Genomic DNA, 25,460 nt, shown 5'->3' on the forward strand with positions numbered 1-25,460 from the left:
CGGTGTGTCAGGCCGCCGCGTCGAACGCGGCCTGCCTCGCGCCCAGGCGCCGGGACGTCGAACCGGGGCCGCGCCGGCCGCGGGCGGACGACGTGCCGCGCTTGGGCCGTGCGGGCGCCGGCGCGGTGATCGTCACGGGGATGCCGGACGGGGTGCGGGCGCCGGTGATCCGGCTGAGCGCTTCCTCACCGGAGCGGACCTGGGTGGTCAGGGGGGTGATGCCGGCGGCCGCCATGAGGCGGGTCATGTCACGGCGGTGGTTGGGGGTGACCAGCGTGACGACGCTGCCGGACTCCCCGGCACGGGCGGTACGGCCGCCGCGGTGGAGGTAGTCCTTGTGGTCGGTGGGCGGGTCCACGTTGACGACCAGGTCGAGGTTGTCGACGTGGATGCCGCGGGCCGCCACGTTCGTCGCGACGAGGACGGTGACGTGCCCGGTCTTGAACTGGGTGAGGGTGCGGGTGCGCTGCGGCTGTGACTTCCCGCCGTGCAGGGAGGCGGCCCGGACACCGCAGTCCAGGAGGTCCTGGGTGAGGCGGTCCACGGCGTGCTTGGTGTCGAGGAACATGATCACCCGGCCTTCGCGCGCCGCGATCTCCGTCGTCATGCGGTGCTTGTCGGCGGCGTGCACGTACAGGACGTGGTGCTCCATCGTGGTGACCGCGCCCTGGGAGGGGTCCACGGAGTGGACGACGGGGTCGGCGAGGTAGCGGCGGACCAGGAGGTCGACGTTGCGGTCCAGGGTCGCGGAGAACAGCATCCGCTGGCCCTCCGGGCGTACCTGGTCCAGGAGCGCGGTGACCTGGGGCATGAAGCCCATGTCGGCCATCTGGTCGGCCTCGTCCAGGACGGTGACCGCGACCCGGTCGAGCCGGCAGTCACCCCGGTCGATGAGGTCCTTGAGGCGGCCGGGGGTGGCCACGACGACCTCGGCGCCACCGCGCAGCGCGGCCGCCTGCCGGCCGATCGGCATCCCGCCGACGACGGTGGCCAGGCGCAGCTTCACGGCACGGGCGTACGGGGTCAGGGCGTCGGTGACCTGCTGGGCGAGCTCCCGGGTGGGCACCAGGACCAGGGCCAGCGGCTGGTGGGGCTCGGCGCGCTGACCGGCGGTACGGGCCAGCAGGGCCAGGCCGAAGGCGAGGGTCTTGCCGGAGCCGGTCCGGCCGCGGCCGAGGACGTCACGGCCCGCCAGGGAGTTCGGCAGCGTCGCGCCCTGGATCGGGAAAGGGACGGTCACGCCCTGCGCGGAGAGCGCGGCCAGGAGCTCCTGGGGCATGTCGAGGTCGGCGAACGCCTCGACGGAGGGCAGTGCCGGGGTGATCGTCTTCGGCAGGGCGAACTCGCCCGACGCCGAGGAGGCGCGCCGGCCGTAGCCGCCGGAGCGGCCGGGAGCGCCGGAACGGCTCGGCGCGGACGAACCGGAGCGACCGCCCCGGACGGGGGCCGCGCCGGAGTCGTACGAGTGGCCGCCGGTGTGGCGACGGGTGCGGGAGGAGCGGCTGTTCGTGCGTGCGGGGTTCATTCAGAACCTTCCTGGATACGGTACGCATCAAGGAATTCCCGCAGTGGAAGAACGGTGCGGAGAATCGCAGGCACGGACCGAATGGAATGCGAAAGCGAACGCGGACCACGGGGAAATCCGTGTCGGCGCGGGGGGAAACGGGATGGCGCACGGAAATGGATCCGGCGCACCGGCGGAGCGGGTGAGGCTCCGGGGAGGCTGTTCCCTCGGATCCCGGGTGGAACCACTGCGGAAAAGCGTGCAGCTGGGGCCCGCACCCCGAGGGATGCGGGCCCCAGCTGCAAAATGTGCGTGAGCGTCAGGCGGAGACGATGTTCTCGGCCGTCGGGCCCTTCTGGCCCTGCGCGATGTCGAAGGACACCTTCTGGCCCTCCTGGAGCTCACGGAAGCCCTGGGCGGCGATGTTCGAGAAGTGGGCGAACACGTCAGCGCCGCCACCGTCCTGCTCGATGAAGCCGAAACCCTTTTCCGCGTTGAACCACTTCACGGTGCCAGTAGCCATGTCATATCTCCTTTGGGCATTGCCTCGGAATCCGCGCTTTACGGATGCCGTGTCGCCGCGATGATGCCCCGACCGGAAAATGACCGGAAAGACGAAGCGCTTCCGTCCGGCCGTAGCCGGGCGGAGGCGCTTGAAGTTTTTTGGGTACCAAAACTGCAACTGACTTCGACAGTAGCACGCCATGACGGATCGCGTGGGGCGAACATTTTCCCCGGCGTGGTGCCCGTAAAAACTCTCCCGGCGAGGACCGTCAAATTCTCCGGCCGCGAAGACAGGTATTCATTCCCCGTGGCGAGGGTCCCGCCGGGACCGGTCAGTTCCCCTCGGCCCGGGCATCGACGTCGGTGGAGGATCTGCTGGTGGCCAGCCAGGAGCGGGCGGGGCCGGCGACGGCCTCGGTGTCGACGGTGAGGTGGAGCCGGGTACCGCCGCCCGGGGCGGGGTAGCTGCGCTGTTCCGTCGCGTCGAAGCAGCGGCGCAGCACTTCCGCGACCGCGCGGGCCGCGTCGGGGCTGGCGGCGACGATCCGGACCTCGGCGTTTCCGGCCACCGGGACCGCTTCCGTCTCGTGGGGGTCCAAGGGGGGTGTCCTTCCGTCAGGGCGGTGCTCACCGCCGGGTGTTCCCGGGTACCGGGGGAGAGGGCCCGTCGCCCCCGACGAGGTGCCCGGAGCGTACTGCCCGGTTCTTCCTGATCCCCGGAGACGACACCCGCGTGGGAGCCGGTGCGCGAAGTGCTCCCGGTGCTTCCACCGTACGCCCGTCCGGCGCGCCCCCACCCGCCGCGACCAGGCATTTCCGGGGGCCGTACGGGAGGCCGGGCCGGGCGGCGACCCGGCGCCGGGGGTACCGTGAAGGGGACGGCAGTGCCGCGTTCGCCGGCGGGCGCCACCGCAGGCTTCGGCGCCGGTCCGGGCCGGGCGCGGCCGTACTCCGCAGACGGGCGGACCATGATGGCTGACGCCGAAACCCCGCGCACGCCCCCGATGCTGTTGCCGGACGCGATCCATTCGGCGGTCCGGCCCGGTATCGCCCTGCTGCGGCTGGAGACCACGCACACCCGGGAAGGAGTCCTGGACGGGGCGTGGTGGCCGCGCTCGCGCGACGTCGAGAGCGAGCTCCCCGCACTGATCGGCGCGCTGACCGAGCACCTCGGACCCATCACCCGCGTGGCCCTGGACGCCTCGGCCTGGAACGGCCTGCCGGCCCGTCTGGTCGTCGACGACCGCGTCATCCACCTGGACACCGACCCCGTCGGAGACGACACCGTCCTCGTCACCCGCGGTGACAAGGACCACTTCGCCCTGCTGGTGGTACCGCCCGGCACCACGCCGGACGCCGCACGCGCCGCCATGGCCCGCGCGGTCCGCGCCGACAACATCACCTCGGCCGCCGAGATCCTGGTGGCGTCCGGGCCCGCCCCCCTATCCGGACAGGCGGAACCGGCGTGATCCGGAGGGCGGACGTCCGTCAGTGGCGCACCCAGGACGTGGTGGGCGGCCCCCATGACGGTCTTCCGGTCACATCGACTCGTCGTGGAGGTCCTCTTCGCGCAGCAGGTCGTCCTCACCGCGGCGCGAGGTCTCCTTGCGCCCCTGCTCCCGTCCCCGTTCACGGGACTGCTTTCCCGGCTGGGGGTGCGCGGGGTCGCCGGGACGCTGGTGCCCCTGCGCCTCGCTCCCCTTGCCCGGCTCCTGACGCTTGTGCTGCGCACCGCCCATGACCGCGACTCCTTCTGTCGTGCGGGGATCGTCGTACGGGGACTGCCGTGCGGGGATCGGATCCCTCCCGGACCACGCTCACACGCCCCGTGGCGGACCGCATCACGTCGACTGCGATACGGGGCACTCGGGTGACGGCACAGGGGTTCAGCCGGCCGGACCGGCCTGGTTCGGCACCAGGGCGGATCCCCTCCGGAACCGGAGCCGCGTCATCCAGGAGCCTCCGGGCCGGAAGGCCCTCCGCCACAGGCTCCCCGAGGACCGGTAGAAGCGGTCCGGAAGGAACACGGCGTCCGCGACGATCATCACTCCGGAGAAGACGGGAAGCCCCAGGAGGACCGCGATCCCGAGGTGCAGGCCCACCAGCATGATCAGGACGGGGTATTTGAGCCTGCCGAACAGGACGAACGGGAACGCGACCTGCAGCAGCACCGTCAGGTAACCGGCGATGGCCACCGCGACCGGGTGTTCGTCCAACAGGAGGGACAGCGCGGGCCACGGGCGGAAGAGGTCGAGGTTCAACACGTAGTGGAGGGCGGTGCCGTTGCCCCAGGAGCCGCCCTGCACCTTGTACAGGCCCGCTGATCCGTAGAGGAAGCAGACCTGGGCGGCGATGACGAACATGCCGCAGTTGTGCAGCACGGTGCTCGCCGTGTCGCGGAACTCGCGGAACCGGCGCCGGTGCCGGCCGCCGTCCACGGCCGCACGCGCCTTCCTGCGTGCGTCCAGCGACCAGCGGCGGCCGCACGCGGTGAAGGCGAGGTACACGGCCATGAGGAGGAAGAGGTTGTCGCCTCCGTCCGTCATGAAGACCGCCCGGGCGTGGAACGACGCCACCACGACCGCGAACAGCACGGACACCGCTCTGGTCCGCCAGCCCAGCATGAACAGGGCGGACGTCACGACGGCAGCCGCGTAGCAGGTCTCGAAGTACGCCCGGCTGTCGGACAGCGTGAGAAGGCTGAACCACTCGGTCTGGTCGAACAGCTGCCGCGCCAGCGCGGGTGTCCAGGGCGATCCCGGACCCCAGATCTCGTCGCGGTGCGGAAACTCGCGCAACAGGAAGACGAGGTAGAGCAGTCCGTACCCGATGCGCAGGACCGCAGCGGCGTACAAGGAGACCGGCCGGTCGATGAGCAGGGCGATGAGCACGCTCATGCGGTCGAGTACGCGCTGCCCTGCCGGCCGGGCGGGTGGCGCTGCCGCTGCCGGTGCCGGGTCAGTCCGTTCCATGGGGGGCCACCTTCCACCAGGGCAGGTAACGGGTGTCGATGGGAGTGGCCGGGCGGGTGGCGCCCGACGCCGTCGGAGCGGTGACAGGGAGCGTGATCACCCGCAGCTGGACGGAGTCGAAGGGGCCCGGCCGGTGGGCGGCGACGCGGGCCGCCGTGATGTTGCGCAGGTACGTCCGCATCATGACGGCACGCTCGGAACGCGGCTCGTCGTCACCGCCGAACGCTTCGAGGTAGGAACTCCAGGAGCGGCGGAGCATGTTCTGCGCCGTGTGGCTCGGAAAGGCGTTGTGCTCGACGGCGGACTTGTCCACGGCGCTCAGGTCGAACCAGCCGCTCGTCCGCACACTGCCGTCAGGGGCGGTGTGCCTGGTCCTCGCCGAGATCTGTCGGTTGACCGACTCGGGGTCCGGGGCGAAGAGGCGCCAGTTCTGCTCGAAGAGCGGATAGACCCATGCGTTGACCGGCCCGCTGTACAGCTGGGAGACGGCGTTCGCCGGAGCCACGTGCAGAAAGACCACGAGCACATGGATCAGCGTCGCCGCCAGGCACAGCACGATGAGGGCCGCTGTTCCCGGCCCCGGCGGCCGTCGCGGCCCGCGGTCACCCGAGAGCGATTCCGGACCACCGTCGCGGCCCTTCTCCGCCGGCTCGGCTCCTGAGCGCTCCGTTCCCTCCACGTCCGCTGAAGTGACGCCACTCGGCACGACCCCACCCGGCCTTCCCATCCCGACTGTTCATCCATCCGATCCTTCCGGCTTGCGCGAGCGGGGGGGGGGGGGGGGGGGGGGGGGGGGGGGGGGGGGGGGGCTCTCCCTCTTTTTTTCTTCTTTCCCTTCCTCCCTCCTCTTTACCCCCCCCCCCCCCCCCCCCCCCCCCCCCCCCCCCCCCCCCCCCCCGCCCCCCCCCCCCCCCCCCCCCCCCCCCCCCCCCCCCCCCCCCCCCCCCCCCCCCCCCCCCCCTCCTCCCCCCCCTCCCCCCCCCCCCCCCCCCCCCCCCCCCCCCCCCCCCCGCCCCCGTCCTACTGGTGCGTCACCCGTGACCGCCTGGCCGTCCAGGCCCCCGCGGGAGCCACGGGCGACTCACCGTCTTCGGTCCGCCTCGTGTGCGGAGTGTTCACCCGTCGTGGCCCGGGCCGTCGTGTTCGCCGTGCTGATCCCCGTGATCGGGCCGGCCCGGCTTTTCGTGCTCGTCGTGACCGGGGCCGCCGGGGCCGTCGTGACCGGGCCCGCCCGGGCCGTCGTGACCGGGCCCGCCGGGGCCGTCGTGACCGGGGCCGCCCGGGCCGTCATGACCGGGGCCGCCCGGGCCGTCATGACCGGGCCATCCGGGCTTGTCCGGCCAACCGGGCTTGTCCGGCCATCCGGGCTTGCCGGGCTTGCCGGGGGGCGGCTTGGGAATCCCGCCGGTCACGCCACCGTTGGTCCCGCCCGTCGTCGCGCCCGTGACGCCACTCGTGGTGGTACCCGCGATGAGACCGCCGCCCGACGTCACTCCGCCGAGCACGCCGCCGAGAAGACCGCCGTTGGTGCCACCCGTCGTCGTGCCACCGAGAACGCCACCGAGAACGCCACCGGTCGTGGTGCCACCTGTCGTCGGGCCACCGGTCGTGGTGCCTCCCGTCGTGGGGCCACCGGTCGTGGTGCCTCCCGTCGTGGTGCCGCCGGTCGTGGTGCCTCCCGTCGTGGTGCCGCCGGTGGTGCCGCCGGCACACGATCCGCGGTTGATCACGTTGGTGTCCATGGTCACCGCGCCGTTGCGGGCCAGCGCCCGTCCGTCGATGTCCGCACCCGTGGTCAGAGTGATGGAGGTGAGGGCCATGATGGTGCCGATGAAGTCGGTCTCGGTGCCGAGCGTGGCCGAACTGCCGATCTGCCAGAACACGTTGCACGGCGAGGCCCCGTTGATGAGGGACACGCTGCTGGAGCTGGCCGTCGTCAGTGCCGAACCGACCTGGAACACCCACACGGCGCTGGGGTCGCCCTGGGCGTCCAGGGTGAGCGTGCCGGTGAGTCCGAGGGTGGACGGGGCGGTGTACACACCCGGAACCAGCGTCAGGCCTCCGGCGTCCGGGGGAAGGATCGCGTCCGTGGACTGCCCGGCGGCGTTGTTGTACGCCACGACCAGGTCGCTCTTGGCCTGGAGGCCCACGGCGTCGACCGGGCCGGAGTGCATGGTGCCGTTCACGATGCCGGGGGGAAATCCGCTGATGGCGGTTCCGGGACTCACCCCGAGGTCGCCGGTGATCACCGAGGGGCCGGTGTTGGTGATCTCCGAGCCGGCCAGCACGGCAAAGCTGGCGGCCGTGCCCAGAGGTACGGGTGTTGCGATGGCATGAGCCCGGATCGGCGTCACGGCTACCACGGCAGAGGCGATCACCGTGGCCAGTGCCGTCGCGATCCAGACAGGCGTCGTGCGCTTGAGCGCCGCGCCAGAGATTTTCAGCGTCATCGAGGGGCCAACTCCTGTGAGTGGATGGTGGCGTATCTGATGGTCTCGGCCGCATGGGGCCGTCTCACTGTCGCTGGCATATTACGCAGCAACCTGCGAAAGGCCCGGGATTTGTCCGGCGATTTCTTCGCCCTCCGGCATTCGCCTCTACGGGTGAATAACGCACACAGCCGAACGGCTTTAATGGGCCGTGTGGGGGAAATGGTGATCCCGCGTGTCCGCGGCCCGGGCGGTGCGGATTCGTGAGCCGACGGCGCCGGCGAGAGTGGCTGGATCCCGTGCGCGACACGGTGCCGAGGCGGCTCCAACTGCCCGCCGGCACCTGGCAGTCTGCTCGCCGGAGCAGGATTCTCGGAGCGGAGGAACGCACCCCGTGGGCGTCAATGTCAACCCCACCGTCAGCAGGCGCCGACTGGGATCGGAGCTGCGCCGGCTCCGGCAGACCAGCGGCATGACGACGCAGCAGGTGGCGGAGCGCCTGCTGATCTCGCAGCCGAAGATCAGCCTTCTGGAGAACGGCCGCCGCCTCGTCAAGCCCCGCGACGTCCGCGATCTGTGCCAGTTGTACGCGGTCCAGGACGCGCAGCTCGTCGACGACCTGATGCGGCTGGCCCGGGAATCGGGCCGGCAGGGCTGGTGGAACGCCTACGGTGACATCCGCTACGGCGCCTACATCGGCCTGGAGGCCGAGGCCGCCTCGATCCGGACCTACGAGCCCCTGGTGATCCCGGGCCTGCTGCAGACCCCCGCCTATGCCCGGGCGGTCATCGCAGGAACGATCCCTCACGCCGCCGACGACCAGGCCGCCACGCGCCTCCAGGTACGGCTGCGGCGCCAGCGCCGGCTGGCCGTCCCCGGCAACCCGCTGCGCTTATGGGCCGTACTGGACGAAGCGGCACTGCGGCGCGTCGTGGGCAGCCGCGAGGTCATGCGCGAGCAGCTGGAGCATCTGAACAGCCTCGGTGTCCAGCCGCACATCACCGTGCAGGTCCTCCCTCACGAGGTGGGGGCGCACCCGGGCGTGTCCGGACAGTTCTCGCTGCTCGAATTCTCCGATGCCACCGATGTGAGTGTGGTGTATCTGGAGAGGTTCACCAGCGACCTCTACCTGGAGAAGCAATCCGATGTGCGTCTCTTCGGCGATATGTATGCCCATTTGCAAGCCCAGGCGCTGAGCCCCGACAGCACGCGAGAGTTCCTGGCCGAAGTCGTGAAGACATACGTCGGCACGGAATTCCGGGCGGCGACCTGAGGAGCGGTGCCGGAGGGCGGGCACCGCAGGCGGCTCAGCCCGTTCGGGCACCGACCGAGTCGGCGTCCTCCATGAAGGACAGCATCCGGGCGTTGACCACGTCGGGGTGGTCGATCTGCGGGCCGTGCCCGGTGGCGGTGATGATCTCGGCTCGGGCGCCGGGTATCAGGCGCGGTACGCGTTCCAGCTGCCGCTTGGGGTGTACGAGCAGGCTGTGCTTGCCCATGATCACGTAGAGCGGGGTCCGGATGGAGCGCAGCGCGTCCTCGGCCAGCGGCAGGGGTGCGGGGCGGCGGATCCGGTACGCGCGGGCGCCGAGCTGGATCCACTTGCGCATCTCGGGGACGGCGATCACCGGCTGGTCCAGCCACTTGGCGAGCCGGGGGCGCAGCGCCTCCGGGGCGAAGGTGGCGAACAGGCTCACGAAGACCCAGGCGAAGAAGCGCAGGCCGACCTTCTCCAGGCCGCCGGGGTCGAGGGCGGTGACCGAGGCGAGCCGTCCGGGCCGCCGGTGGGCCTGGTTGAGGACGAGCCAGCCGCCGTAGGAGGAGCCGACGAGGTGCACCCGGTCGAGGCCGAGCGCTTCGAGGGCCTCGTCCATCCACTGGGCGGCGCGCTCGGGCTGCCACATGGGCTCGCGGTGGACGCTGCGGTTCGCGTCGCCCGGGGTGTCGAGGGCGTAGACGGGGCGGTCGAGGCTGAGCCCGGGGGTGTTGGGGTACCACATCGCCGAGCTGTAGCCCGCGCCGTGGATCAGGACGATCGGGGTCCGTGACTCGGCCGCGGGGTCCGCGGGCCCGTACCGGTAGACGTGGGTGGTGCCGAAGCTCGTCTCGACGTCCGACTCGGAGCGGACGGGTGCCCCCATCGCGTAGAGGACCTCGGCGGCGGCGAAGTAGCGGTCGCGCAGGGTGTCGTTGACGTAGCGGCCGACATCGCGGCGTACGCGGGCGGTGTTCTCGGGCACGGCGGCACCTCCTGTGAAGATCCGTTCTTCGTGGTACGACCGTACCATCAATGTGGTACATCGGTATCATGAAGGTGTCCGGGTAGCGGAGCGCGCCCACTGTCGACAGGCGGAGATGCCGAACATGCCGAAGCGTGTGGACCACGAGGAGCGGCGCGCCCAGATCGCCGAGGCGCTCATCCAGGTCGCGGGGCGGCGGGGGCTGCATGCCGTCGGCATGCGCGACGTGGCCGCGGAGGCCGGTGTGTCGCTCCGGCTCGTGCAGTACTACTTCGAGACCAAGGAGAAGCTGCTCTTCCACGGCCTGCGGCACCTCACCGACCGCTTCACCGCGAGGGTGGCCGCCCGCCTGGCCGCCGCGGGACCGGACCCGGGCCCGCGCGCCACGGTGGAGGCACTGCTGCTGGCCTCGCTCCCGACCGACGAGGAGAGCCGTACGTTCCACCTGCTGTACAGCTCCTACGCGATCCTGTCCGTGACCGACGGGGCGCTGGCCGCCCAGCCCTTCATCGACAACCCCGACGCCGCGGAGAACGCCCTGACCGGACTCCTCGAGCAGGCGCAGGAGGCCGGCCTGGCCGACCCGGACGCCGACGCGCGCACGGAGGCGATCAGCCTCCTCGCGATGACGGCGACCATGGGCACCAGCATCCTCGTGGGCCAGCGGAGTCCGGAGGCCACGATCGCCGTGCTCCGTCACCACCTGGACCGGATCTTCACTCCTGCCGGCACGTCCGGGAGGGGAGCGGGACCGGCCTGATGCCGGCGGCCCGCCCGCGGCCGGGGCGCGCGTCGGGCGGGTCGGTGATCGTCACTCCGTGCTCGTCCCCGTACGGGTTGTGCGACGGGACCCGGGGTTGTCGGCCTCCGCATGGGGGTCGTGGAGCCGATCACGCGGAACGCTCCAGGGCGGCACGCCAGACGGGGCTGTCGACGTAGTGGTTGTCGAAGCGCTCCGAGGACTCGGCGATCTCCTTCGGGTCCGCCTCGCCGCGCATCACCCGGCCGAGCAGGCGCAGGTAGTCGAACCTGCCCATGCCGGGAGTGAAGACGAAGAGGACGTCCGCCTCGCAGCCCGGGGCGGCCGCGAAGGCGTGCGGCGTGCGGGGCGGCACCGCGAGGAAGTCGCCCTCCTTCAGGACGGTGACCTCCTCGCCCACCAGGACCCGCAGGGCTCCGCCGATCACGAAGAACAGTTCTGTCGCCCGGGTGTGGAAGTGGGCCGGCGCTCCCACCGCGCCCTCGGCGAAGGTGGACCGGTAGCTCGTGATGCCGCCTTCCGTGCCGTCCGAGTCGGCCAGGAGGGTCATCACGCTGCTCGGGTCGGCGCAGGTCTCGGCATCCGTGTGGCGGGTCAGCACCGCCGCCGGAGGAGTCTTGGACGCGGGCACGGAGGGTGTCTTCTCGTTCATGATCATGGTCCTAGGGTGGTGAGTGGTTGTCGTACGGGTCGTCACGGGCGTCGCGTGGGAGGCCGGGCGGGCCTTTCAGCCGCCCGGGGTGACCAGAACCGCGATCGCCGGGGCGAAGGCGCCGCCGAGCTGGTAGCAGAGGTTGAACAGCCCTATCGCCGTGGGGCGTTGGGCGGGCGGCGCGGCATGGGTGGCGTACACCGCGAGCGTCGCCTGGCCCGCGCTGGTCGCGAGGACGGCGAGCGCCGCGACCAGCAGGAGCAGGGGCGGCCAGGGGGTCAGTGCCGCGGTGAGCGGGGCCAGCGCCCCGGCCGTGAGCAGGACGGTCAGCACGCGCGGACGGCTCATCCGGGCCGAGGCGGCGGCCAGCGCCATGGAGAGCGCCGAGCCCGCGAGGAGGGCGACCAGCTGACCGGTGCCGATGGTGGCGGTCGACCAGCCGGTACGGTCGCGCAGCAGCTGCGGGACGGTGAAGAGCAGCGTGAAGTACGAGGTGGCCAGGGTGCAGGCGAGCGCGGCGGAGACGGCGAACGTCCGGCTGCGCAGCAGCGATGCCGGGACGAAGCCCGTGGGGCGGGACCGTACGTGCAGGGCCAGCAGCACGGCCATGGCCGACGAGGCGGACACCGCCGGGAGCGGGTAGCGCGGGATGAGTACCAGGGCCGTCGCCGTCAGGGCCAGCAGGGTTGCCCCGCGACCGTCGAAGGGGGTGCTCTGTCGCGGTGCGGACAGGTCGGCGTGGCGCATGACGGCCGGCACGGCGAGGAGCGCGACCGCCCCGACGGCGAGGGACACCCGCCAGGAGGCCGAGTCCGCGATCGCCGAACCGAGCAGCGGCCCGACCGCCCCCAGTGTTCCGAAGCCCGCCGAGATCACGCCCATCCGGCGGACCGAGCCGGCCAGGTTCATCGCCGCGGTGACCAGACCGGCGCCGCCCACCGCCTGGGCCGCCCGGCCTGCCATGGCCAGGGGCAGCCAGGGCGCCACGGCGACGACCGCGGTGCCGGCCACGACCAGGACCGTGCTCAGCCGGAGCAGGCTGCCCAGCCCGCGGCGGCGCAGCAGGCCCGCCATCAGCGGGGTGCCGACGGCGATGGCCCAGGCGAAGACCGTCACCAGCCAGGTGGCCGTGGTGGTGCGCACGCCGAGCGAGCCGGCCATGTCGGGGAGGATCAGGACCGGGCTGTTGGCGCTCGCGGCGAGCGGAGTGGCCAGCAGCGCCAGCCACATGACGGGAACGTGGCGCCGATGTCCCGGCACGTCGGCCGCGGGAGCCGGGGTCCGCACGGGGCGGCGGGAACGTGTCGCGGACACGGCGTACTCCTGTCGTTCAGCCTTGATAATCTCAACGTTGAGATAAAAGCAGCTCGACTCTCTCAGCGTCAAGTATCTCAACGTTGAGAAGATGTCCATTGAGAGGAGTGCGGGATGAGCGATGCCGTGGACGCGATCATCGGTCAGTGGGTCAAGGAGCGCCCCGACGTGGCGGAGGACCTCTGGCCGGTGGAACTCTTCGCCCGGATCCAGCGGCTGGCCCGGGTCGTCGACAAGTCCGCCAAGGCCTCCGCCGCCGCGCACGGAGTGGAGCACGGCGAGTTCGACGTGCTCACCACGCTTCAGCGCTCCGGGCCGCCCTACGCCCTCACGGCCGGGGCCTTCCTCAAGGCGTCCATGGTGACCTCCGGTGCGATCACCAACCGCATCGACAGGATGGAGGCCAAGGGCCTGGTCGAGCGGGTGCGCGAGGGCGACGACCGGCGCACCATCAAGATCCGCCTCACGGAACACGGACACGAGGTCACACGGGCCGCCTTCGCCGACCATCTGGCGAACTACGCACGGCTGCTGGCCGACGTGGACCGCGACCTGGTCACGAAGACCGCCGAGGGCCTCCGGCAGGTACTGGAGACCCTCGGCGACACCAGCATCAAGTGACGGCCGCCCCCCGGTACGGGCCGAAATCGGGCGCCTCGACGCGCATGCGCCCGCTGAACACCCTCTCCACGGCGACGCGGAGGGCCTCGGCGTCGGATCTCGTCTCAGCTGTCGACGAGCCCGCGGAGGAGGTCCAGGCCCGCCTGCCAGTGCCCGAGGCCGCTGCCGGAATTGATGTGGCCGCGGCCTTCGACGAGGTGGCCTCGCGCCCGCCACTCGTGTGCGAAGGACGCGGACGTCTTCGGCTCGCAGTAGGGGTCGTCGTCGCTGGCCACCATCAGGCTCGGGCACGGCAAGGGGCGAGCGGACAGGCCCAGGAACGTCGGTGCGGCCTCACTCGGGAACGCCGGCCCCCGGGGATCGGGAGGCGCGACCAGGAACGCCGCCACCGTGTCGGGTCGCGCCTGCTCCAGCCAGTGCGCGGCCGCCCAGCAGCCAAGGCTGTGAGCCACCAACGCCACCTGGTCGTCGCGCCGGGAAGCGATCTCGTAGGCAGCCTGAATCGCGGCGACCCAGCCCAGCAGGTCCGGCCTGCTCCACGAGGCGGGCGCGATCCGGACCGCCGAGGACTCCCAGCGCCCCTCCCACAAGCTCTGCCAGTGGCCCTCGTCCGAACCGTCGATCCCAGGAATGATCACGTACGCGACCATCGTCCACCGCCCTTCTCATCGTGGCCCCCGTGCTTCGCGGGGGGCGCGCTGGGGCGATCCTCGATGGAACGGCGCCGCAGACCGGGCTCAGCAAGTGATCTCAAAGAAAGTGGGGGCGACAACGATGGAATCACTCGATGAGATCGACCGAGCCATCCTTGACCTGCTCCAGGCCGACGGCCGGCTCACCGGAGCCGAGGTCGGACGCCGGGTCGGGCTGTCCCAGCCGGCAGCCGGCGCCCGCATCCAACGCCTGGAGAAGAACGGGATCATCACCGGCTACCGCGCCGTCGTCGCCCCGGTCGCGGTGGGGTTGAACATCCACGCCGTCGTCCGGCTGCGCACCACCCACGCGCAGCTGACCCAAGCGCTCACCCTTGTCGCCCGGACTCCCGAGGTCGTCTCGACCCTCCGCGTGACCGGCGAGGACTGCCTGGTGCTCGACGTGTACTGCTCTCACGCCGAACGCCTCGAGCAGATCGTGGACTCCCTGGCCCGCCACGGACCGGTCACCACCTCCCTCGTCCTGCGCAGCTACCCGCCCAAGTCCCTGCCGACGGCACCGTAGACAAGGCCCTGACCCTCAACACGGGTCGCTCTCACCCCTTGTAGGAGTCGATGAGCCGGGCAAGGTGCTCGCCCGCGACCGTCAGCGGCGTCTCGCTCCTGGCGACCTGGGCGGTGAGCTCGGCGCCTTCGAGGGTGCTGATGACGGTGATGGACAGGTCGCTCGCGTCGTCTTCCGGGAATCCGGCTTCGCGAAGCGTGCCCGCCACCAAGTCCCGCCAGTGCTGGAAGGCCTCAGCGACGGCCTGCTCGATGTCGGGGGCCCGCCCGGTGGTTTCCAGCGCTGTCGCGCTGATCGGGCAGCCGTCCACCCATCCGGATTCGCGCAGGAGGCGGGCGAGTTCGCGGGCGCAGGCGGCGATGGCCTTCGCCGGGTCGGCCTCCGCGGACAGCGAAGCCGACAGCAGCTCCGCGAACTCCTGGTCGGCGTGCTGGACCGCGGCCACGCCCAGCTCCTGCTTGCCGCCGGGGAAGAAGTGGTAGACCGAGCCGAGGGTGGCCTTGGCCTCCTGGGCGACCTGTTTGATGCCGGTCCCCTCGTACCCCTGCCGCTGCATCAGCAGAGAGGCCGCGCGGACGACGCGCTCCCGAGTGCCCGGCTGTGGTGTGTTCGCCATGCGGCCAAGCCTACTGGATAGAGCGTTCGTTCTAGCTTGTGGACCGCGTGAGCGCCGTGCTAGCTTCCGACTAGTTAGAACGTTCGTTTTAGCGACTCTTGGACGCCAAGGAGCTGGAAATGGAGCACAAGCGGATCACCGTCAACGGCCTGGACCTGGCCTACGTCGAGGCGGGGGAAGGGCCGCTCGCCCTGATGCTGCACGGCTTCGACACGCCCCACCTGTACCGGTACCTCATGCCCGCGCTGGCCGGGGCGGGATACCGCGCCGTGGTCCCCACCATGCGGGGGTTCGCCCCGTCCCAGGTGCCGCCGGACGGCAGCATGCGCCTTCCCGACCTGATCGCCGACGCCAACGGCCTGCACGAGGTGCTCGGCGGCGGGTCCGACGCGGTCCTCATCGGGCACGACTGGGGCGGCTTCACCACCTGGGGCGCCGCCGCGGCCGCACCCGAGCGGTGGGCCAAGGTGGTCGTCAACGACGTACCGCCCTTGTCGTTCTACGACCGCAACAGCGCGGATCCCGGCAGGATCGAGAGGTACGTCCACTTCTACTTCTTCCAGATGGCCATAGCCGACCAGCTCGTCGCGGCCAACGACCTCGCCTACCTCGACTGGCTCTGGGAGCACTGGACGGGGACCGTCCCCGGCTACGACTCCACCGAGGACCGCAAGGCGATGAAGGAGGGACTCAACACGCCGGAGAGGCTCCACCTCGGCCTGGAGCTCTACCGGCAGAACTTCCCGGCCGCGACATTCGGCACCCCGCAGTGGGAAATGGTCCGCGTGCTGGACAAGCTGCCGTCCCAGCCCACCCTGTACCTCCACGGAACCGAGGACCCCGTGGTCGACGAGGCGACGCTCGCCGAGATCATCGCCATGCTGCCCCCCGGATCGGACGGCGCGATGATCGAAGGCGCCGGCCACCATCTCCTTGCCGAGAAGCCGCAGGAAGTCAACGAGCGCATCCTCGCCTTCCTGGCCCGCTGATCGCGCGAAAGCCCGCCACCCGGACCTGCCGCCGCGTGAGTCCGGCAACAACCAAGCCCCAGGTCTCTGACCTGGGGCTTCGTGGAAGAGCGGATGACGGGAATCGAACCCGCGCCATAAGCTTGGGAATCCCCCGACACGTGCGTGCCTTGATGGTCGCTGACCTGGGAAAGCGCCCGTGTGGAGCGCCGTCTGGCAGATCGCCGAGGAAGGCATCGAGCGACCACGCGAGTGGACCTGCGCCGAACCCGGTCGGGAGCGCATCGGGTGGTGCTCAGGCGGCGCCGGGGTCGTACCTGGACAGGGAGGCCTTGACCTCGCGGGCGTATGGGCCTTCCCACCAGGGGATCGTCTCCACCAGGACCGGTTTGGTGCCCGAGGCCAGGACGAGGGCCCGGCCGGGGGGCATCGAGCCCAGGTCGGAGACCTGCAGGACGCGCTCGCGGCGGACCGACTCGTTCACCGTGCGGTTGCCGGACCAGCCGCCGAACTCGGACTCCCGCGTCGCGGAGTACTCGCGAAGCTCGTACTCGCCCGCGAGCTCCGAGAGGTCGCCGAGGAAGCGGGTGTCGGAGACACCGCCGCCGTAGACCCGGATGTTCGCGGCGGACCAGAGCTTCTCCATGCCGCGGTCCCCCCACACCTCGACGCCTTGGGCCCAGGACTGGAGGATGGTCATCAGGACGATGCCGCGCGAGCCGTAGTGCGAGTAGAGGTCGGGCAGCGCGCGCCAGCGGCAGACGTTCGCCGCCTCGTCCAGGACGCCGACCATCGGGAGCGACAGCCGGCCGCCGCGCTGGGTGGTGGCGTACTCCTCGGCCGCCTCGACGACGGCCACGGTCAGGGCCGTCACCAGCGGGCCCGCGGAGTCACTGCCCTCGCGGGAGAGCGAGTAGAGCGTCGAGCGGGTGCGGACGAACTCGCGGGGATCGAACTCGGGGCGGTCGTCGGTCGGGCCGAGCGGGGTCACCCACTTGTTGACCTCGGGGTTGATCAGGCAGGACGCCATCTGCTGGGCGACGCCGTAGATGCCGCTGCGCTGCTTGTCGGGAGCCGTGATCACGCCGTTCAGGGAGTCGGCGGGCATGACGTGCCCGGCGCCGCGCAGGATGCGCTCGGGGGTGTCGTCCTTCGGGTTGGACAGCCAGGTGTAGATCTGGGTGATGGAGGTCTTGGCGGTCGCCGCCGCGAGCAGCAGGTTGGCGAGGAGGTCCTGGCCGGCCGGATCGAAGAACGCGTCGGTGGAGGCGTTGGCGTCGCGCGAGCCCGAGGCGAAGTGGTCGGCCAGCTTGCGGGCCTTGGCCACGTCGGTGACGTACGAGAGGGGGTTCCACCACCAGGTGGGCGGCTCCTGGGCCACCTGCTGCGGGTCGAAGACCCACACCTGCCCGTGGGCCTGGCGAGGTCCGCGCGTGCCGTCGACGATGTCGCGCTTGTTGGAGGTGACGAGCACCGCCCCCGGGGCGGACAGGATCGCCGGGATGGCGCGCCGGGTCGTCTTGCCGGTACGCGGGCCCCAGATGTCGACGTGCATGTCCTCGAAGGAGCCGAACAGCGGCTGCCGGCCCTTCACCGACCGGCCGATGAAGACGCCGGGCACCTGGGCCTTTACCCCGAGGCGCTCCGCCGTCGCGGCAGCCCCCTTCATGGTGAGCTTGCCGAGCTCCGCGCCGTCCGTCATGTGCTTGGCGGCCCGGTCCACGTCGGGCTTGTCGCGCAGCCGCCGGCGTATCCGGTACCCGGCGGTGACCAGGCCCGCGAGCAGCAGTGCCTCGGCGGCGGCGAGGGCGTTGGCCGCGCCGCCCGGCCAGGAGTAGTCGCCCTTGGCCAGGGCGATGGCGAAGGAGAAGGGGTTGCCCGGGGGCTCCGGCTGTTCGGTGAACGCCGCGCCGAGGCGGGCCGCGAGCCAGGCGGCGGACAGGAGGGCCAGGACGCTGACGACGAGGAGGACGATCTCGATCGTCCAGTCGTCTTCGGCGCGCGGCTTCTTCTGTGGTTCGGGGGCCATGGTCAGGGCGTTCCTTCCGCCGGGCCCGGGGTGGACGTCGGCATCTCGTTCTGTCGGTGGTCCGGGGCGCTGCGCGCGCCGCTGGTCTAGGGGAAGCTCCCGGCCGTGGGCACCCGGTAGACGCCCGTGATCTCCCCCTGCCACTCCCAGGGGCTGAACTCGACGTTCTTGCCGGGCCTCGGAGCGTGCAGGATCGTGTGCTTGGCGGGATCCCAGACGATGCCGACGTGCTCGGAGCGGTTCGGGCCGCTGGGCTGGAAGAAGATCACGTCGCCCGGCTTGGACTGGCTCAGGTCGACCTTGTACTTCGCGAGGTTGGGCTGCTGGTCGTAGGTGGTGAAACCGAGGTTGATCTTGCCGCCGCTGGCTTGGTAGTACATCCACTGCGTGAAGCTGGAGCAGTCGAAGGACGTCGGGTAGTCGCCCTGGAGGCGGGGGGCGCCCCACTTGTAGGGCTTGCCGATGCCGCGCTGGGCCCAGCCGAGCGCCGCGCGGACGACCGTGTCGTCGACGTCGGGCAGGGGTCCGGTCGAGCCGGCGCCGTCCGGCGGGACGGCCGTGCCCTTGCCGTTCTCGGCGCAGCCGCGGTAGTCGGTGTCCTTGCCGTTGCCGCTGCCTCCGGGAACGCCGCCGTAGTCGGGGCTGGCCGTGATCTTGCCGGCCAGCCATGACGCCGGGTCGATCTGGCCCGGGCCGTTGTCCTGGCCACTGCGGAAGGGGTCGTCGACGCCCGGCATCAGCACCTCCCAGTGGAGGTGCGCGCCGGTCACGTTGCCGGTTTCGCCGACCTTGCCGATCAGGTCGCCGCGCTTGACGGTGTCGCCCGTCTTCACGGAGATGCTGCTCTGGTGGGCGTACAGGGTGATGACGCCGTTGGCGTGCTCCAGGCGCGTCTGGTTGCCGTACGCGCCGCCGCTGCCGATCTTCACGACCTTGCCGTCGGCCGGGGCGTGGATCGGGGTGCCGGTGGGCGCTTCCAGGTCGACCCCGGTGTGGTAGCCGAGGCTCCAGTGCGGGCCCTCCTGGTGGTACTTGGTGCCGAGCTTGTACGAGCCCTCCTTCATCGGCCACTGCCAGTCCTTGCCGCTGGTCGTCGCGGGCGGGTCGTCCGGGCGGAACGGGGCCGCGAGCGGACGGGAGAAGCCCATCGGTGCCATGGCCGTCGTCGTGCCGCCCTGTCCGGCTCCGTCGAGGGGCGGGGTGGACCAGCTGCGGGGGCCCTTGGAGCGGATGCTCAGCGCCTCGCTCGGCTGGGCGTTGTTGCCGACGGGCTCGGGGATGTCCGAGGTCTTGCCCAGGACCGGGAAGGAAGGATTCTTCTCGACGGTGGTCTTCAAGTGCGCGTACCAGCGGTTGATGAGGTCCTTGTCGCCGGTGAGGGTGCCGCGGTAGCGGGCGGCCTGGGTGAGGACCACGCGGGGGTAGACGGTGTTGGTCTTGAGCGAGCCGGAGTAGCCGAGCAGCGCGTCCCAGGCGTTGGTCTCCGCCTTCAGGGCGTGCATGTAGTTGGCCGCGGCGAAGGCCAGGTCGTCGATGCTGTAGCGGTCCTTCTGGCCGTCGCCATTGCCGTCCTCGCCATACTGGCCCCAGGCCCAGTCACCGAACTGCAGCAGGCCCTTGTAGCCGAAGCCGTTGTCGCCGCCGGGGGCCGCGGACTTGTCCTGGCCGTACCTCGTCTCCTGGTACATCTGCCCGGCGATGATCGTCCAGTCGAGGCCGTCGTAGCGCGCGGCCGCCCGCATCGAGGCGAGGATCATCTTCGGGGGTATCTCGTCGCGGGCGGTGTCGCTCGGCATGTACATCTTGCCCGCGGGCATGATCGGGTTCGTCGCGGCCTTGTCGCCCGTGTTGCCCGCTCCCGCGTTCTCCCCGTAGTTGCCGCAGGCCGCCTGGGCGGCGCCGCCGCCCAGGCCGCCCACGAGAGCCATGATCAGGAGCATGACGAGGAAGACGATGCCGAGGGCCGGCATCGAGCCGACGCCGGCGATGATCAACACCCACTTGAGGTTGTTCTTCTTCCCGCCTCCGCCTTTGCCGCCTTGTCCTGAAGCGACTTGGGCCGCGCTCTTGGCGGCCTTCGCCACCTTGGCCGCCTTTGACGCCGCCGCCAGTACGGCAGGAGCCACCACGGGTGCCTCACCCTCCCTTGGGCTCGGGCGCGCCCACGTTGCCCAGGCCGTAGATGTCGAAGCCGTTCACCTGCCACTTGCCGCCGCTCTTGCGCGCGCTCACCAGCCAGGTGTTGGTCTCGGTCTCGGTCTTGCGGCCGTCGCTCGAGCGGGTCGCGGTCACTTCCACCACGCTCGAGATCGCCTGACCGCTGCCGCGCGCGAGCTCGTCGGCGATCAGCGCGTCACGGCGTACGAAGGCCTGCCCCGCGGAAGAGCACTTGGCCTGCTGACAGGTGGCCCATGCCTTGTTGGCCGGCAGCACGGTCAGCTTCTTCATCGTCTCGCCGCCGTCGGTGAGCGCCAGCAGGCGGGGCGCCCAGGAGGCGTTGTCGTCGGTGTACTTGAAGGTGCTCAGGCCCGACATGTAGGCGGCCATCGCGCGGTGGGCCTCGTCCAGGTCGGCGGGCTGGACGATGGGGGGCACCCCGGCGGCCGACCCGGCCTGCGGAGCGGCGCCCCCGGCGGCGGAACCTGCGCCCGCACCGGCGCCCGTACCCCGTGTGGCTGCCGTCGCGGTCGCCTTGGGCTTGGCATCGGCCCCGGGGTCGTCTTCGCCGTCGAAGACGGTGAGGACGACCAGGCTGCCGACCAGTAGGGCACCGAGCAGTGCCAGCGCCAGTACGGCACTTCGCTTGTTCTCGGCAGGTGAATCCACCGTCCCGGGCCTCCCTCAGTCAGGTCGCCGAGACACCGTAGGTGGCGGGACGGCCGGACGGACGTGCGATTTCCTCGCGGGGAAAGTTGGGGAAAACGCGGAGGAGGGATGAGGAAAACGGCTCGACCGGTGGGTGGTTGACGGATGCGGAGAACCGTGAGGATCGCCACGCGCGCCCTCACCGTTCTCTCACAAGGGTTGCGCCTCGGGGTCGTACTCCTCCAGCGGGAGCGGGTCGAAGGGGTACGCGGTGTGTCCGCCCACCTTGGGCGAACAGGCGGCGAACGGGCCGAGGTCCGTGTCCATCAGCACCCGCAGGTGCGGATCGGCGTGGTGCAGCCACCACGTCGACAGGCCGAGGGTGGGCTCCAGGCGCAGTTGTTCCCAGGCGAGCCAGAGCGCGGAGAGGCGCGCGCCGGCCTCGGGGTGCTCCCACCAGCGGGGGCACCAAGTGGCGGAGGAACCGTTCAGGCGGCGGCGGACGGTCGGGGCGAGGAACTCGCTGACGAAGGCGAAGACGTCGGAGAAGTAAAGCTCGACCTGCTCGCCGGGCGCGGGTACGTCTGCGGGGCCGGTCACTGTCCGATCTCCGGGGCCTTGGGGGCGGCCTCGACCGCCGGGTTCATCACGCCGTGCGTACTCGCGACGGCCGGGGCGGGACGGGGCGGTACGACGAGGGTGCGGGGGAGGGTCGCCCCGTGTAGGAACGAGGCGCCGTGCACCGGTACACGGGGCTCGGGCCGGGCGGGCGCCGTGGGCGCCGACGCCGGCTGGTCCGGCGCGGGTTCGGTGAGCTCGGGGTCCTGGAACGTGAGGTGGCCCCCTGGCTGTCGGGGCTCCGGCGCGGTGAGCTCGGGTTCAGTGATCTCCGCCTGGCGCCGGTTCAGTTCGGCGTAGCTCTCCACCGCGTTCAGCTTCCCGACCGCCGCGGCGTGCGCCTCCTTCAGGTGCTCGGGGACGTCGATGGCGGCCAGCTTGCCGGCGAAGGAGGCGGGGGACTTGTCTTCTCCCTGTGCGTAGTCCTCCCTGCGCAGCTGGCACCGTACAGCCGGGTCCACCATGAGGTCGCGGATGTCCGCCGGCAGGTGCCCCTGGTGGGGGAAGTCGACCAGGAAGTCCACGTTCTCCTTGCCGACTCCCTCCGGTCCGAGGACCCGCTTCAGCTCCGTCGCACCCAGGACGGAGCCTTCGCCGATCTCGGCCGCGAAGACCAGCACCTGGCCTTTGGCCGCCTCGGCATAACGATCCGAGACGCGGGGCCAGATCTCGGCAGTGGTCTTCTGCAAGTCGGCTGCGCTCACGCCGTAGTCCGACGTGAGCACCTCGGCCATGAAGCGGTTGCCCAGGTAGTACCCGTCCATCCGGCCTGCTGCCGGAGTGTCCTCCAGAACCTGGTACCCGCGTGTTTCGCCACACGCCTGGGCCAGGAACCGGTGCTTTATCTCCCGGTCCATGCCCTCGGGCTGAGACTGCCAGGACCAGAGCGCCCGGTCATCGCCCCGGTCAGGGCGGGTGACCTCCTCCTTCTCGGCGACGCTCCGGATGAAGGACATCAGGTCGGGGAGTTCGTTCTCGCCTGCAGGCTCGATGCCTTCCTGCAGGGCGAGCTCCCTCTGTCGGTCGTGGGCCGCCTGCCGGTCCGCGAACATCTGGGCGACGAGCTTGCGCGCGTCCGCTCGCGAGCGCGGCTCTCCGGCCTTGTGCTTGGCCTCGAGTCGCTGCGCGAGCTCGATCTCTTCCCGTGTGAGCGGTGCGACTGGGCTCACCGATCACCTGCGAGGAACTCGAGCGGTGCGTAGACGTCCACGGAGATGGCCGAACCACCGGGGCCGCCGTCTGTGGTCCAGGTCTGGAACGACACCGACTGGCTCAGCGTGATGCAGGGCTGCCCGGGGACAGCCGCCTCCGGCGCCCAGCAAGCGAACCGGAACGGGTTGCGGCTCAGCGCCCGTTCCTCACGGTCGCGCCAGTAGGCGGGGTGGGGAGGCTCGGGGAAGTCGGGGGAGTCCCACTGCCCGGACCAGGTCGGGGCACCCAAGGCCGCCTCGGCGGCCTTGAGGTAGGAGGACCACACCTCCGCCGCGGCCGTGTGTACGTCCGGGTTCTCCTCCCCGGAGCCTGCGGTGATGTGCCATCCCTGGTGGCTGAGGCTCGCGAGGGGGCTCCAGTCGCCGCCCAACACCGGGAACAGCGTCCAGTCTCCTCCGCTGCGCGTGCGGACCCAGAGGCTGCGCTCGGTCGTCTGAGGCTCCCAGCCGTAGCGCTCGCACCACGCGTCGAACTCCGCCGTCCCGCCCTCCGGCGGGCCTGCCCAGACCGACGGCCAGTCCTCGACCGCGCGCAGGCCGGTCAGTTCGGCGGCAAGGTCCTGGGGCGTCCGGCCGGTGGTCTCCGTCAGCATGTGGGGCTCCTTCGTGCGTGGCGTGCAGTTGACGGTATCTCGTCAGGAAAGCAAGATCCCCAACACGAAGACGGCGACGACGATCGCGCCCATGATGAGGCGGACCTTCGGATCCTCGCGCTCCCACAGCTCGTGGACCACGGCCCAGCCGGTCAGGCGTGCCGCGCGGCCGTTGTGGATGGTCGGAGCGTCTGTCGGCTCGTCAGGACGCGCGTCGACCTCGGAGTCCTCGACTTCCGCGGTGTAGAAGGCGTCCGCCCCCGTCACCCCCTGCTGCTCCTGCGCGACCACCACCAGGCCCTCCAGGAGGTCCGGCATGGTGTGCGGCGTGAGGGGGTACGCGACCGTGCCGTGCGGGGTGCGCAGGCAGAGCTTCGACTGCCAGGGGTTTCCCGGCTCGTAGCCGGAGATCCAGGCGTGCTCGGCCTCCACCAACGGCGGTTCGGGGGCCTCGGGGGCGGTACCCGCGTCCTGCCACGGGTGAAGCTTCTGCTCGCTCAACTCTCGTCCTTCGGGAGGTCGGGGACGGCTCCGCGCCCGCGACTGGGGCACAACCCGGCATTGTGACGGAGTCGTGGGCGGGTGGCCGCGCCGTCGCCCCTCGGTTTTCCTCACAGGGATTCCTTATTTTTTCCTCACCTCTCCCCGCGAGGAAAAGCGGGAGGGGAATGTCGGTTCGATTTGCCACACTGCCGTCCGCACCTGGTCTCGCCAGGGCCCGCCGCACGCCCGACCGGCGGACGGGGATCACACGCGGGGAGAGAGCCGACTCGATGACGGACCACAGCAGTTCTGCGGACGGGATCGGCGAGGACCGGCCCGCCGGGCACCCCGCACAGCAGGCACCGGGTCCGTACGACTCCCCGGCCGTGCCCCAGCTCTCCGCCGAGGCGGCCCGCAGCCAGGTGGCCGCCGCGTGGGTGCGCGTGGCCCCGCAGTCCAACGTGCCGCCGGGTCAGGCGGCCGTACCGAGCTTGCCGCCGCGCGCGGACAGGCCCGCCGCCGAGTCGAAGAAGGGCAAGCGGGAGCAGGCGAAGGCCGAGCGCAAGGCCGAGTACGAACGCAAGAAGGCGGCGCGCAAGGCCGCGTACGAGAGCAAGAAGGCCGCGCGCGACAACCGCAAGGGGGGCGGGAAGGCTTCCGCAGCCGGGATACCGGCCGCTGCCGCCGCACCCGCTGCTGCCGCGGACCCGTCCGCCGCCGCCGTGACCGCGCCCGGCCGAAGCGGCGCCAAGGGGCCGGACGCCCGGTTCGAGGTGCCCCGCCCCGGAGGCCGGCTGCCCTCGAACGGCAGGAGCACGCACGTCGCCCTGCGCGCGACCCTGATGATCACCGCCTGCGCGTTCGCGCTCGGGTCGTGCGGTGTCACGGGCCTGGTCATCGGCAGGTCTTCCGTCTCCGTGCAGCCCGCTGCCCTGGACGGCAAGGACCTGGACCGCTACCGCCTGACCGACTTCCCGGTGCAGTCGGCGGCGGTCTTCGCCGAGGAGTACGCGTCCCTCTGCATGACGTACTCGCCGGAGAACACCGACAAGCGCCGCGAATCCCTCTCCCGTTACATCTCGGCCGGCGTCGACCGCGACTGCGGCTGGAACGGGAAGGGCAAGCAGCAGGTCAAGCAGGCGAACTGGGACGGGACCGTCGAAGAGCTCCCCGAGTACGGGAAGAACGGCCGGTACCTCAACATCCAGGTCACCTACACGGGCGGCCGCACCACCACCTTGTCCGTACCGGTGTACGTCAAGGACCTCGCCGGTGCGTCCGGGCTGCGGGTCGTCGGCAACGTCGGCGAGATGCCGCTGCCGATCCGCGACACCGCGCCCGCGCTGGAGAAGGGCGAAGAGGTCATCGACCAGGAACTGTCCACGCAGCTCAGGGACCAGGTCCTGGCCGGCTACTTCAAGGCGTGGGCCGCGTCCGACACCACCGCCCTGACCCGTTTCACCACCCCCGACGCCACCCCCGCGGCGGTCTCGGGCCTGGCCGGCGTGCTGAACTCACCGGTGGTCCAGGAGGTCCAGGCGCTGGCGCCCGAGGGCACCGAGGCCGGCAAGAAGGTCACGTACAGCCAGGGCCAGGCGGTCCCGGCACGGGTGACGGTCGTCTGGGGCGGCGGAGGGGCCGACGACGCGAAGGCGGAGGTGGCCCTGAAGCGCTCGTACCGGGTGACCGTGGTGAACACGGCACAGGGCTGGTTCATCAAGGACATCCGCGGCGGTGTCATGGACCCCACGGGCGGGCGGGCGGACACACCCGGCACGGCCTCCCCGAGCGCCGCCCCGGCCGCAGGAGCGAGCACCCCGCCCGCCCCGTCCGGCTCGGCCTCTCCGTCCGGCTCGGCCTCCCCCGGCGCCTCCCCATCGCCCAAGCCGTCCGCTTCCCAGTCGGCCCACTGACGCGTCATCG

Annotated in this window: 26 protein-coding genes; 7 read left to right on the forward strand and 19 right to left on the reverse strand. The window is 71.2% G+C overall.

The genetic code is table 11. From position 1 onward, the window contains the following. Window positions 1-7: 7 nt before the first annotated feature. From ACZ4WZ_RS06220 to ACZ4WZ_RS06230, 3 genes are all read right to left on the reverse strand, one after another. Window positions 8-1,525, reverse strand: coding sequence for a DEAD/DEAH box helicase (locus ACZ4WZ_RS06220; RefSeq protein WP_467885727.1), 1,518 nt, complete (start codon window positions 1,523-1,525; stop codon window positions 8-10). Window positions 1,526-1,823: 298 nt separating this feature from the next. After that, on the reverse strand, window positions 1,824-2,027 hold the full coding sequence (locus ACZ4WZ_RS06225; RefSeq protein WP_072489439.1) for a cold-shock protein: 204 nt from the start codon (window positions 2,025-2,027) through the stop codon (window positions 1,824-1,826). Window positions 2,028-2,340: 313 nt separating this feature from the next. Beyond that, entirely contained in the window at window positions 2,341-2,607 is a 267-nt protein-coding gene (locus tag ACZ4WZ_RS06230) for a hypothetical protein (RefSeq protein ID WP_467885730.1), read from the reverse strand. A 372-nt stretch (window positions 2,608-2,979) separates the two neighbouring features. On the opposite strand from ACZ4WZ_RS06230, the gene ACZ4WZ_RS06235 reads away from it, so the two are divergent. After that, the gene (locus ACZ4WZ_RS06235; RefSeq protein ID WP_467885733.1) at window positions 2,980-3,477 is read left to right on the forward strand and encodes a DUF5994 family protein; all 498 of its coding nucleotides are present in this window, start codon (window positions 2,980-2,982) and stop codon (window positions 3,475-3,477) included. 69 nt (window positions 3,478-3,546) lie between these two features. On the opposite strand, the gene ACZ4WZ_RS06240 is transcribed toward ACZ4WZ_RS06235, so the two are convergent. The 4 genes from ACZ4WZ_RS06240 to ACZ4WZ_RS06255 all read right to left on the reverse strand — a co-directional run bounded on the left by ACZ4WZ_RS06240 (window position 3,547) and on the right by ACZ4WZ_RS06255 (window position 7,430). Continuing rightward, complete coding sequence (locus ACZ4WZ_RS06240; protein ID WP_467885736.1) at window positions 3,547-3,747, reverse strand: hypothetical protein; 201 nt, start codon at window positions 3,745-3,747, stop codon at window positions 3,547-3,549. A 147-nt stretch (window positions 3,748-3,894) separates the two neighbouring features. Then, complete coding sequence (locus ACZ4WZ_RS06245; RefSeq protein ID WP_467885739.1) at window positions 3,895-4,905, reverse strand: HTTM domain-containing protein; 1,011 nt, start codon at window positions 4,903-4,905, stop codon at window positions 3,895-3,897. Window positions 4,906-4,966: 61 nt separating this feature from the next. Continuing rightward, window positions 4,967-5,506, reverse strand: coding sequence for a DUF5819 family protein (locus tag ACZ4WZ_RS06250; protein WP_467885742.1), 540 nt, complete (start codon window positions 5,504-5,506; stop codon window positions 4,967-4,969). Window positions 5,507-6,095: 589 nt separating this feature from the next. Next, entirely contained in the window at window positions 6,096-7,430 is a 1,335-nt protein-coding gene (locus ACZ4WZ_RS06255; protein WP_467885745.1) for an ice-binding family protein, read from the reverse strand. A gap of 373 nt (window positions 7,431-7,803) precedes the next feature. Here ACZ4WZ_RS06255 and ACZ4WZ_RS06260 point away from each other — a divergent pair, with 373 nt between their 5' ends. After that, complete coding sequence (locus ACZ4WZ_RS06260; protein WP_467885748.1) at window positions 7,804-8,682, forward strand: helix-turn-helix domain-containing protein; 879 nt, start codon at window positions 7,804-7,806, stop codon at window positions 8,680-8,682. A 34-nt stretch (window positions 8,683-8,716) separates the two neighbouring features. On the opposite strand, the gene ACZ4WZ_RS06265 is transcribed toward ACZ4WZ_RS06260, so the two are convergent. After that, window positions 8,717-9,649: an alpha/beta fold hydrolase gene (locus tag ACZ4WZ_RS06265; RefSeq protein ID WP_467885750.1), complete on the reverse strand. Its 933-nt coding sequence runs from the start codon at window positions 9,647-9,649 to the stop codon at window positions 8,717-8,719. A 124-nt stretch (window positions 9,650-9,773) separates the two neighbouring features. On the opposite strand from ACZ4WZ_RS06265, the gene ACZ4WZ_RS06270 reads away from it, so the two are divergent. Continuing rightward, window positions 9,774-10,409, forward strand: a complete 636-nt coding sequence (locus tag ACZ4WZ_RS06270) for a TetR/AcrR family transcriptional regulator (RefSeq protein WP_467885753.1) — start codon at window positions 9,774-9,776, stop codon at window positions 10,407-10,409. A 130-nt stretch (window positions 10,410-10,539) separates the two neighbouring features. On the opposite strand, the gene ACZ4WZ_RS06275 is transcribed toward ACZ4WZ_RS06270, so the two are convergent. Further along, window positions 10,540-11,067 carry a cupin domain-containing protein gene (locus ACZ4WZ_RS06275; RefSeq protein ID WP_467885756.1) on the reverse strand — a complete coding sequence of 176 codons (528 nt, stop codon included), beginning with the start codon at window positions 11,065-11,067 and terminating at the stop codon, window positions 10,540-10,542. 69 nt (window positions 11,068-11,136) lie between these two features. Beyond that, window positions 11,137-12,375: an MFS transporter gene (locus tag ACZ4WZ_RS06280; RefSeq protein ID WP_467885759.1), complete on the reverse strand. Its 1,239-nt coding sequence runs from the start codon at window positions 12,373-12,375 to the stop codon at window positions 11,137-11,139. Between the two features lie 114 nt (window positions 12,376-12,489). Here ACZ4WZ_RS06280 and ACZ4WZ_RS06285 point away from each other — a divergent pair, with 114 nt between their 5' ends. Continuing rightward, window positions 12,490-12,996: a MarR family winged helix-turn-helix transcriptional regulator gene (locus tag ACZ4WZ_RS06285; protein WP_467885763.1), complete on the forward strand. Its 507-nt coding sequence runs from the start codon at window positions 12,490-12,492 to the stop codon at window positions 12,994-12,996. A gap of 104 nt (window positions 12,997-13,100) precedes the next feature. Here ACZ4WZ_RS06285 and ACZ4WZ_RS06290 read toward each other — a convergent pair whose 3' ends face one another. Further along, complete coding sequence (locus ACZ4WZ_RS06290; protein WP_467885766.1) at window positions 13,101-13,646, reverse strand: RBBP9/YdeN family alpha/beta hydrolase; 546 nt, start codon at window positions 13,644-13,646, stop codon at window positions 13,101-13,103. 124 nt (window positions 13,647-13,770) lie between these two features. Between ACZ4WZ_RS06290 and ACZ4WZ_RS06295 the strand changes: the two genes are divergently transcribed. Beyond that, entirely contained in the window at window positions 13,771-14,214 is a 444-nt protein-coding gene (locus ACZ4WZ_RS06295) for an Lrp/AsnC family transcriptional regulator (protein WP_467885769.1), read from the forward strand. 31 nt (window positions 14,215-14,245) lie between these two features. On the opposite strand, the gene ACZ4WZ_RS06300 is transcribed toward ACZ4WZ_RS06295, so the two are convergent. Beyond that, window positions 14,246-14,830 (reverse strand): TetR/AcrR family transcriptional regulator, encoded by a 585-nt coding sequence (locus ACZ4WZ_RS06300; protein ID WP_467885772.1) that lies wholly within the window; start codon window positions 14,828-14,830, stop codon window positions 14,246-14,248. A 119-nt stretch (window positions 14,831-14,949) separates the two neighbouring features. Between ACZ4WZ_RS06300 and ACZ4WZ_RS06305 the strand changes: the two genes are divergently transcribed. After that, on the forward strand, window positions 14,950-15,819 hold the full coding sequence (locus ACZ4WZ_RS06305; protein WP_467885775.1) for an alpha/beta fold hydrolase: 870 nt from the start codon (window positions 14,950-14,952) through the stop codon (window positions 15,817-15,819). 274 nt (window positions 15,820-16,093) lie between these two features. Here ACZ4WZ_RS06305 and ACZ4WZ_RS06310 read toward each other — a convergent pair whose 3' ends face one another. From ACZ4WZ_RS06310 to ACZ4WZ_RS06340, 7 genes are all read right to left on the reverse strand, one after another. Then, window positions 16,094-17,827, reverse strand: a complete 1,734-nt coding sequence (locus ACZ4WZ_RS06310) for a type IV secretory system conjugative DNA transfer family protein (protein WP_467885778.1) — start codon at window positions 17,825-17,827, stop codon at window positions 16,094-16,096. 86 nt (window positions 17,828-17,913) lie between these two features. After that, window positions 17,914-19,956 carry a peptidoglycan DD-metalloendopeptidase family protein gene (locus tag ACZ4WZ_RS06315; protein WP_467885781.1) on the reverse strand — a complete coding sequence of 681 codons (2,043 nt, stop codon included), beginning with the start codon at window positions 19,954-19,956 and terminating at the stop codon, window positions 17,914-17,916. Window positions 19,957-19,963: 7 nt separating this feature from the next. Next, entirely contained in the window at window positions 19,964-20,653 is a 690-nt protein-coding gene (locus ACZ4WZ_RS06320; RefSeq protein ID WP_467885784.1) for a hypothetical protein, read from the reverse strand. A 189-nt stretch (window positions 20,654-20,842) separates the two neighbouring features. Next, complete coding sequence (locus ACZ4WZ_RS06325) at window positions 20,843-21,232, reverse strand: DUF4913 domain-containing protein (protein ID WP_467885787.1); 390 nt, start codon at window positions 21,230-21,232, stop codon at window positions 20,843-20,845. Beyond that, the gene (locus ACZ4WZ_RS06330) at window positions 21,229-22,419 is read right to left on the reverse strand and encodes a hypothetical protein (protein ID WP_467885790.1); all 1,191 of its coding nucleotides are present in this window, start codon (window positions 22,417-22,419) and stop codon (window positions 21,229-21,231) included. Before ACZ4WZ_RS06330 ends, ACZ4WZ_RS06325 begins: the two co-directional genes overlap by 4 nt. Beyond that, window positions 22,416-23,054, reverse strand: coding sequence for a hypothetical protein (locus tag ACZ4WZ_RS06335; RefSeq protein WP_467885792.1), 639 nt, complete (start codon window positions 23,052-23,054; stop codon window positions 22,416-22,418). Before ACZ4WZ_RS06335 ends, ACZ4WZ_RS06330 begins: the two co-directional genes overlap by 4 nt. A gap of 42 nt (window positions 23,055-23,096) precedes the next feature. Beyond that, window positions 23,097-23,555, reverse strand: a complete 459-nt coding sequence (locus tag ACZ4WZ_RS06340) for a hypothetical protein (RefSeq protein WP_467885795.1) — start codon at window positions 23,553-23,555, stop codon at window positions 23,097-23,099. 272 nt (window positions 23,556-23,827) lie between these two features. Here ACZ4WZ_RS06340 and ACZ4WZ_RS06345 point away from each other — a divergent pair, with 272 nt between their 5' ends. Continuing rightward, window positions 23,828-25,450, forward strand: a complete 1,623-nt coding sequence (locus ACZ4WZ_RS06345; RefSeq protein WP_467885797.1) for a conjugal transfer protein — start codon at window positions 23,828-23,830, stop codon at window positions 25,448-25,450. The last annotated feature ends 10 nt before the right edge of the window (window positions 25,451-25,460 follow it).

The organism is Streptomyces sp. NPDC029122 (assembly GCF_055569445.1).

What these genes read in the sequence shown, in the direction of transcription:
- ACZ4WZ_RS06220 (WP_467885727.1), bottom strand. Translation starts at nt 1,525, where the DNA reads ATGAACCCCGCACGCACGAACAGCCGCTCCTCCCGCACCCGTCGCCAC.
- ACZ4WZ_RS06225 (WP_072489439.1), bottom strand. Translation starts at nt 2,027, where the DNA reads ATGGCTACTGGCACCGTGAAGTGGTTCAACGCGGAAAAGGGTTTCGGC.
- ACZ4WZ_RS06235 (WP_467885733.1), top strand. Translation starts at nt 2,980, where the DNA reads ATGGCTGACGCCGAAACCCCGCGCACGCCCCCGATGCTGTTGCCGGAC.
- ACZ4WZ_RS06240 (WP_467885736.1), bottom strand. Translation starts at nt 3,747, where the DNA reads ATGGGCGGTGCGCAGCACAAGCGTCAGGAGCCGGGCAAGGGGAGCGAG.
- ACZ4WZ_RS06245 (WP_467885739.1), bottom strand. Translation starts at nt 4,905, where the DNA reads ATGAGCGTGCTCATCGCCCTGCTCATCGACCGGCCGGTCTCCTTGTAC.
- ACZ4WZ_RS06255 (WP_467885745.1), bottom strand. Translation starts at nt 7,430, where the DNA reads ATGACGCTGAAAATCTCTGGCGCGGCGCTCAAGCGCACGACGCCTGTC.
- ACZ4WZ_RS06270 (WP_467885753.1), top strand. Translation starts at nt 9,774, where the DNA reads ATGCCGAAGCGTGTGGACCACGAGGAGCGGCGCGCCCAGATCGCCGAG.
- ACZ4WZ_RS06275 (WP_467885756.1), bottom strand. Translation starts at nt 11,067, where the DNA reads ATGATCATGAACGAGAAGACACCCTCCGTGCCCGCGTCCAAGACTCCT.
- ACZ4WZ_RS06285 (WP_467885763.1), top strand. Translation starts at nt 12,490, where the DNA reads ATGAGCGATGCCGTGGACGCGATCATCGGTCAGTGGGTCAAGGAGCGC.
- ACZ4WZ_RS06290 (WP_467885766.1), bottom strand. Translation starts at nt 13,646, where the DNA reads ATGGTCGCGTACGTGATCATTCCTGGGATCGACGGTTCGGACGAGGGC.
- ACZ4WZ_RS06295 (WP_467885769.1), top strand. Translation starts at nt 13,771, where the DNA reads ATGGAATCACTCGATGAGATCGACCGAGCCATCCTTGACCTGCTCCAG.
- ACZ4WZ_RS06300 (WP_467885772.1), bottom strand. Translation starts at nt 14,830, where the DNA reads ATGGCGAACACACCACAGCCGGGCACTCGGGAGCGCGTCGTCCGCGCG.
- ACZ4WZ_RS06305 (WP_467885775.1), top strand. Translation starts at nt 14,950, where the DNA reads ATGGAGCACAAGCGGATCACCGTCAACGGCCTGGACCTGGCCTACGTC.
- ACZ4WZ_RS06310 (WP_467885778.1), bottom strand. Translation starts at nt 17,827, where the DNA reads ATGGCCCCCGAACCACAGAAGAAGCCGCGCGCCGAAGACGACTGGACG.
- ACZ4WZ_RS06335 (WP_467885792.1), bottom strand. Translation starts at nt 23,054, where the DNA reads ATGCTGACGGAGACCACCGGCCGGACGCCCCAGGACCTTGCCGCCGAA.
- ACZ4WZ_RS06345 (WP_467885797.1), top strand. Translation starts at nt 23,828, where the DNA reads ATGACGGACCACAGCAGTTCTGCGGACGGGATCGGCGAGGACCGGCCC.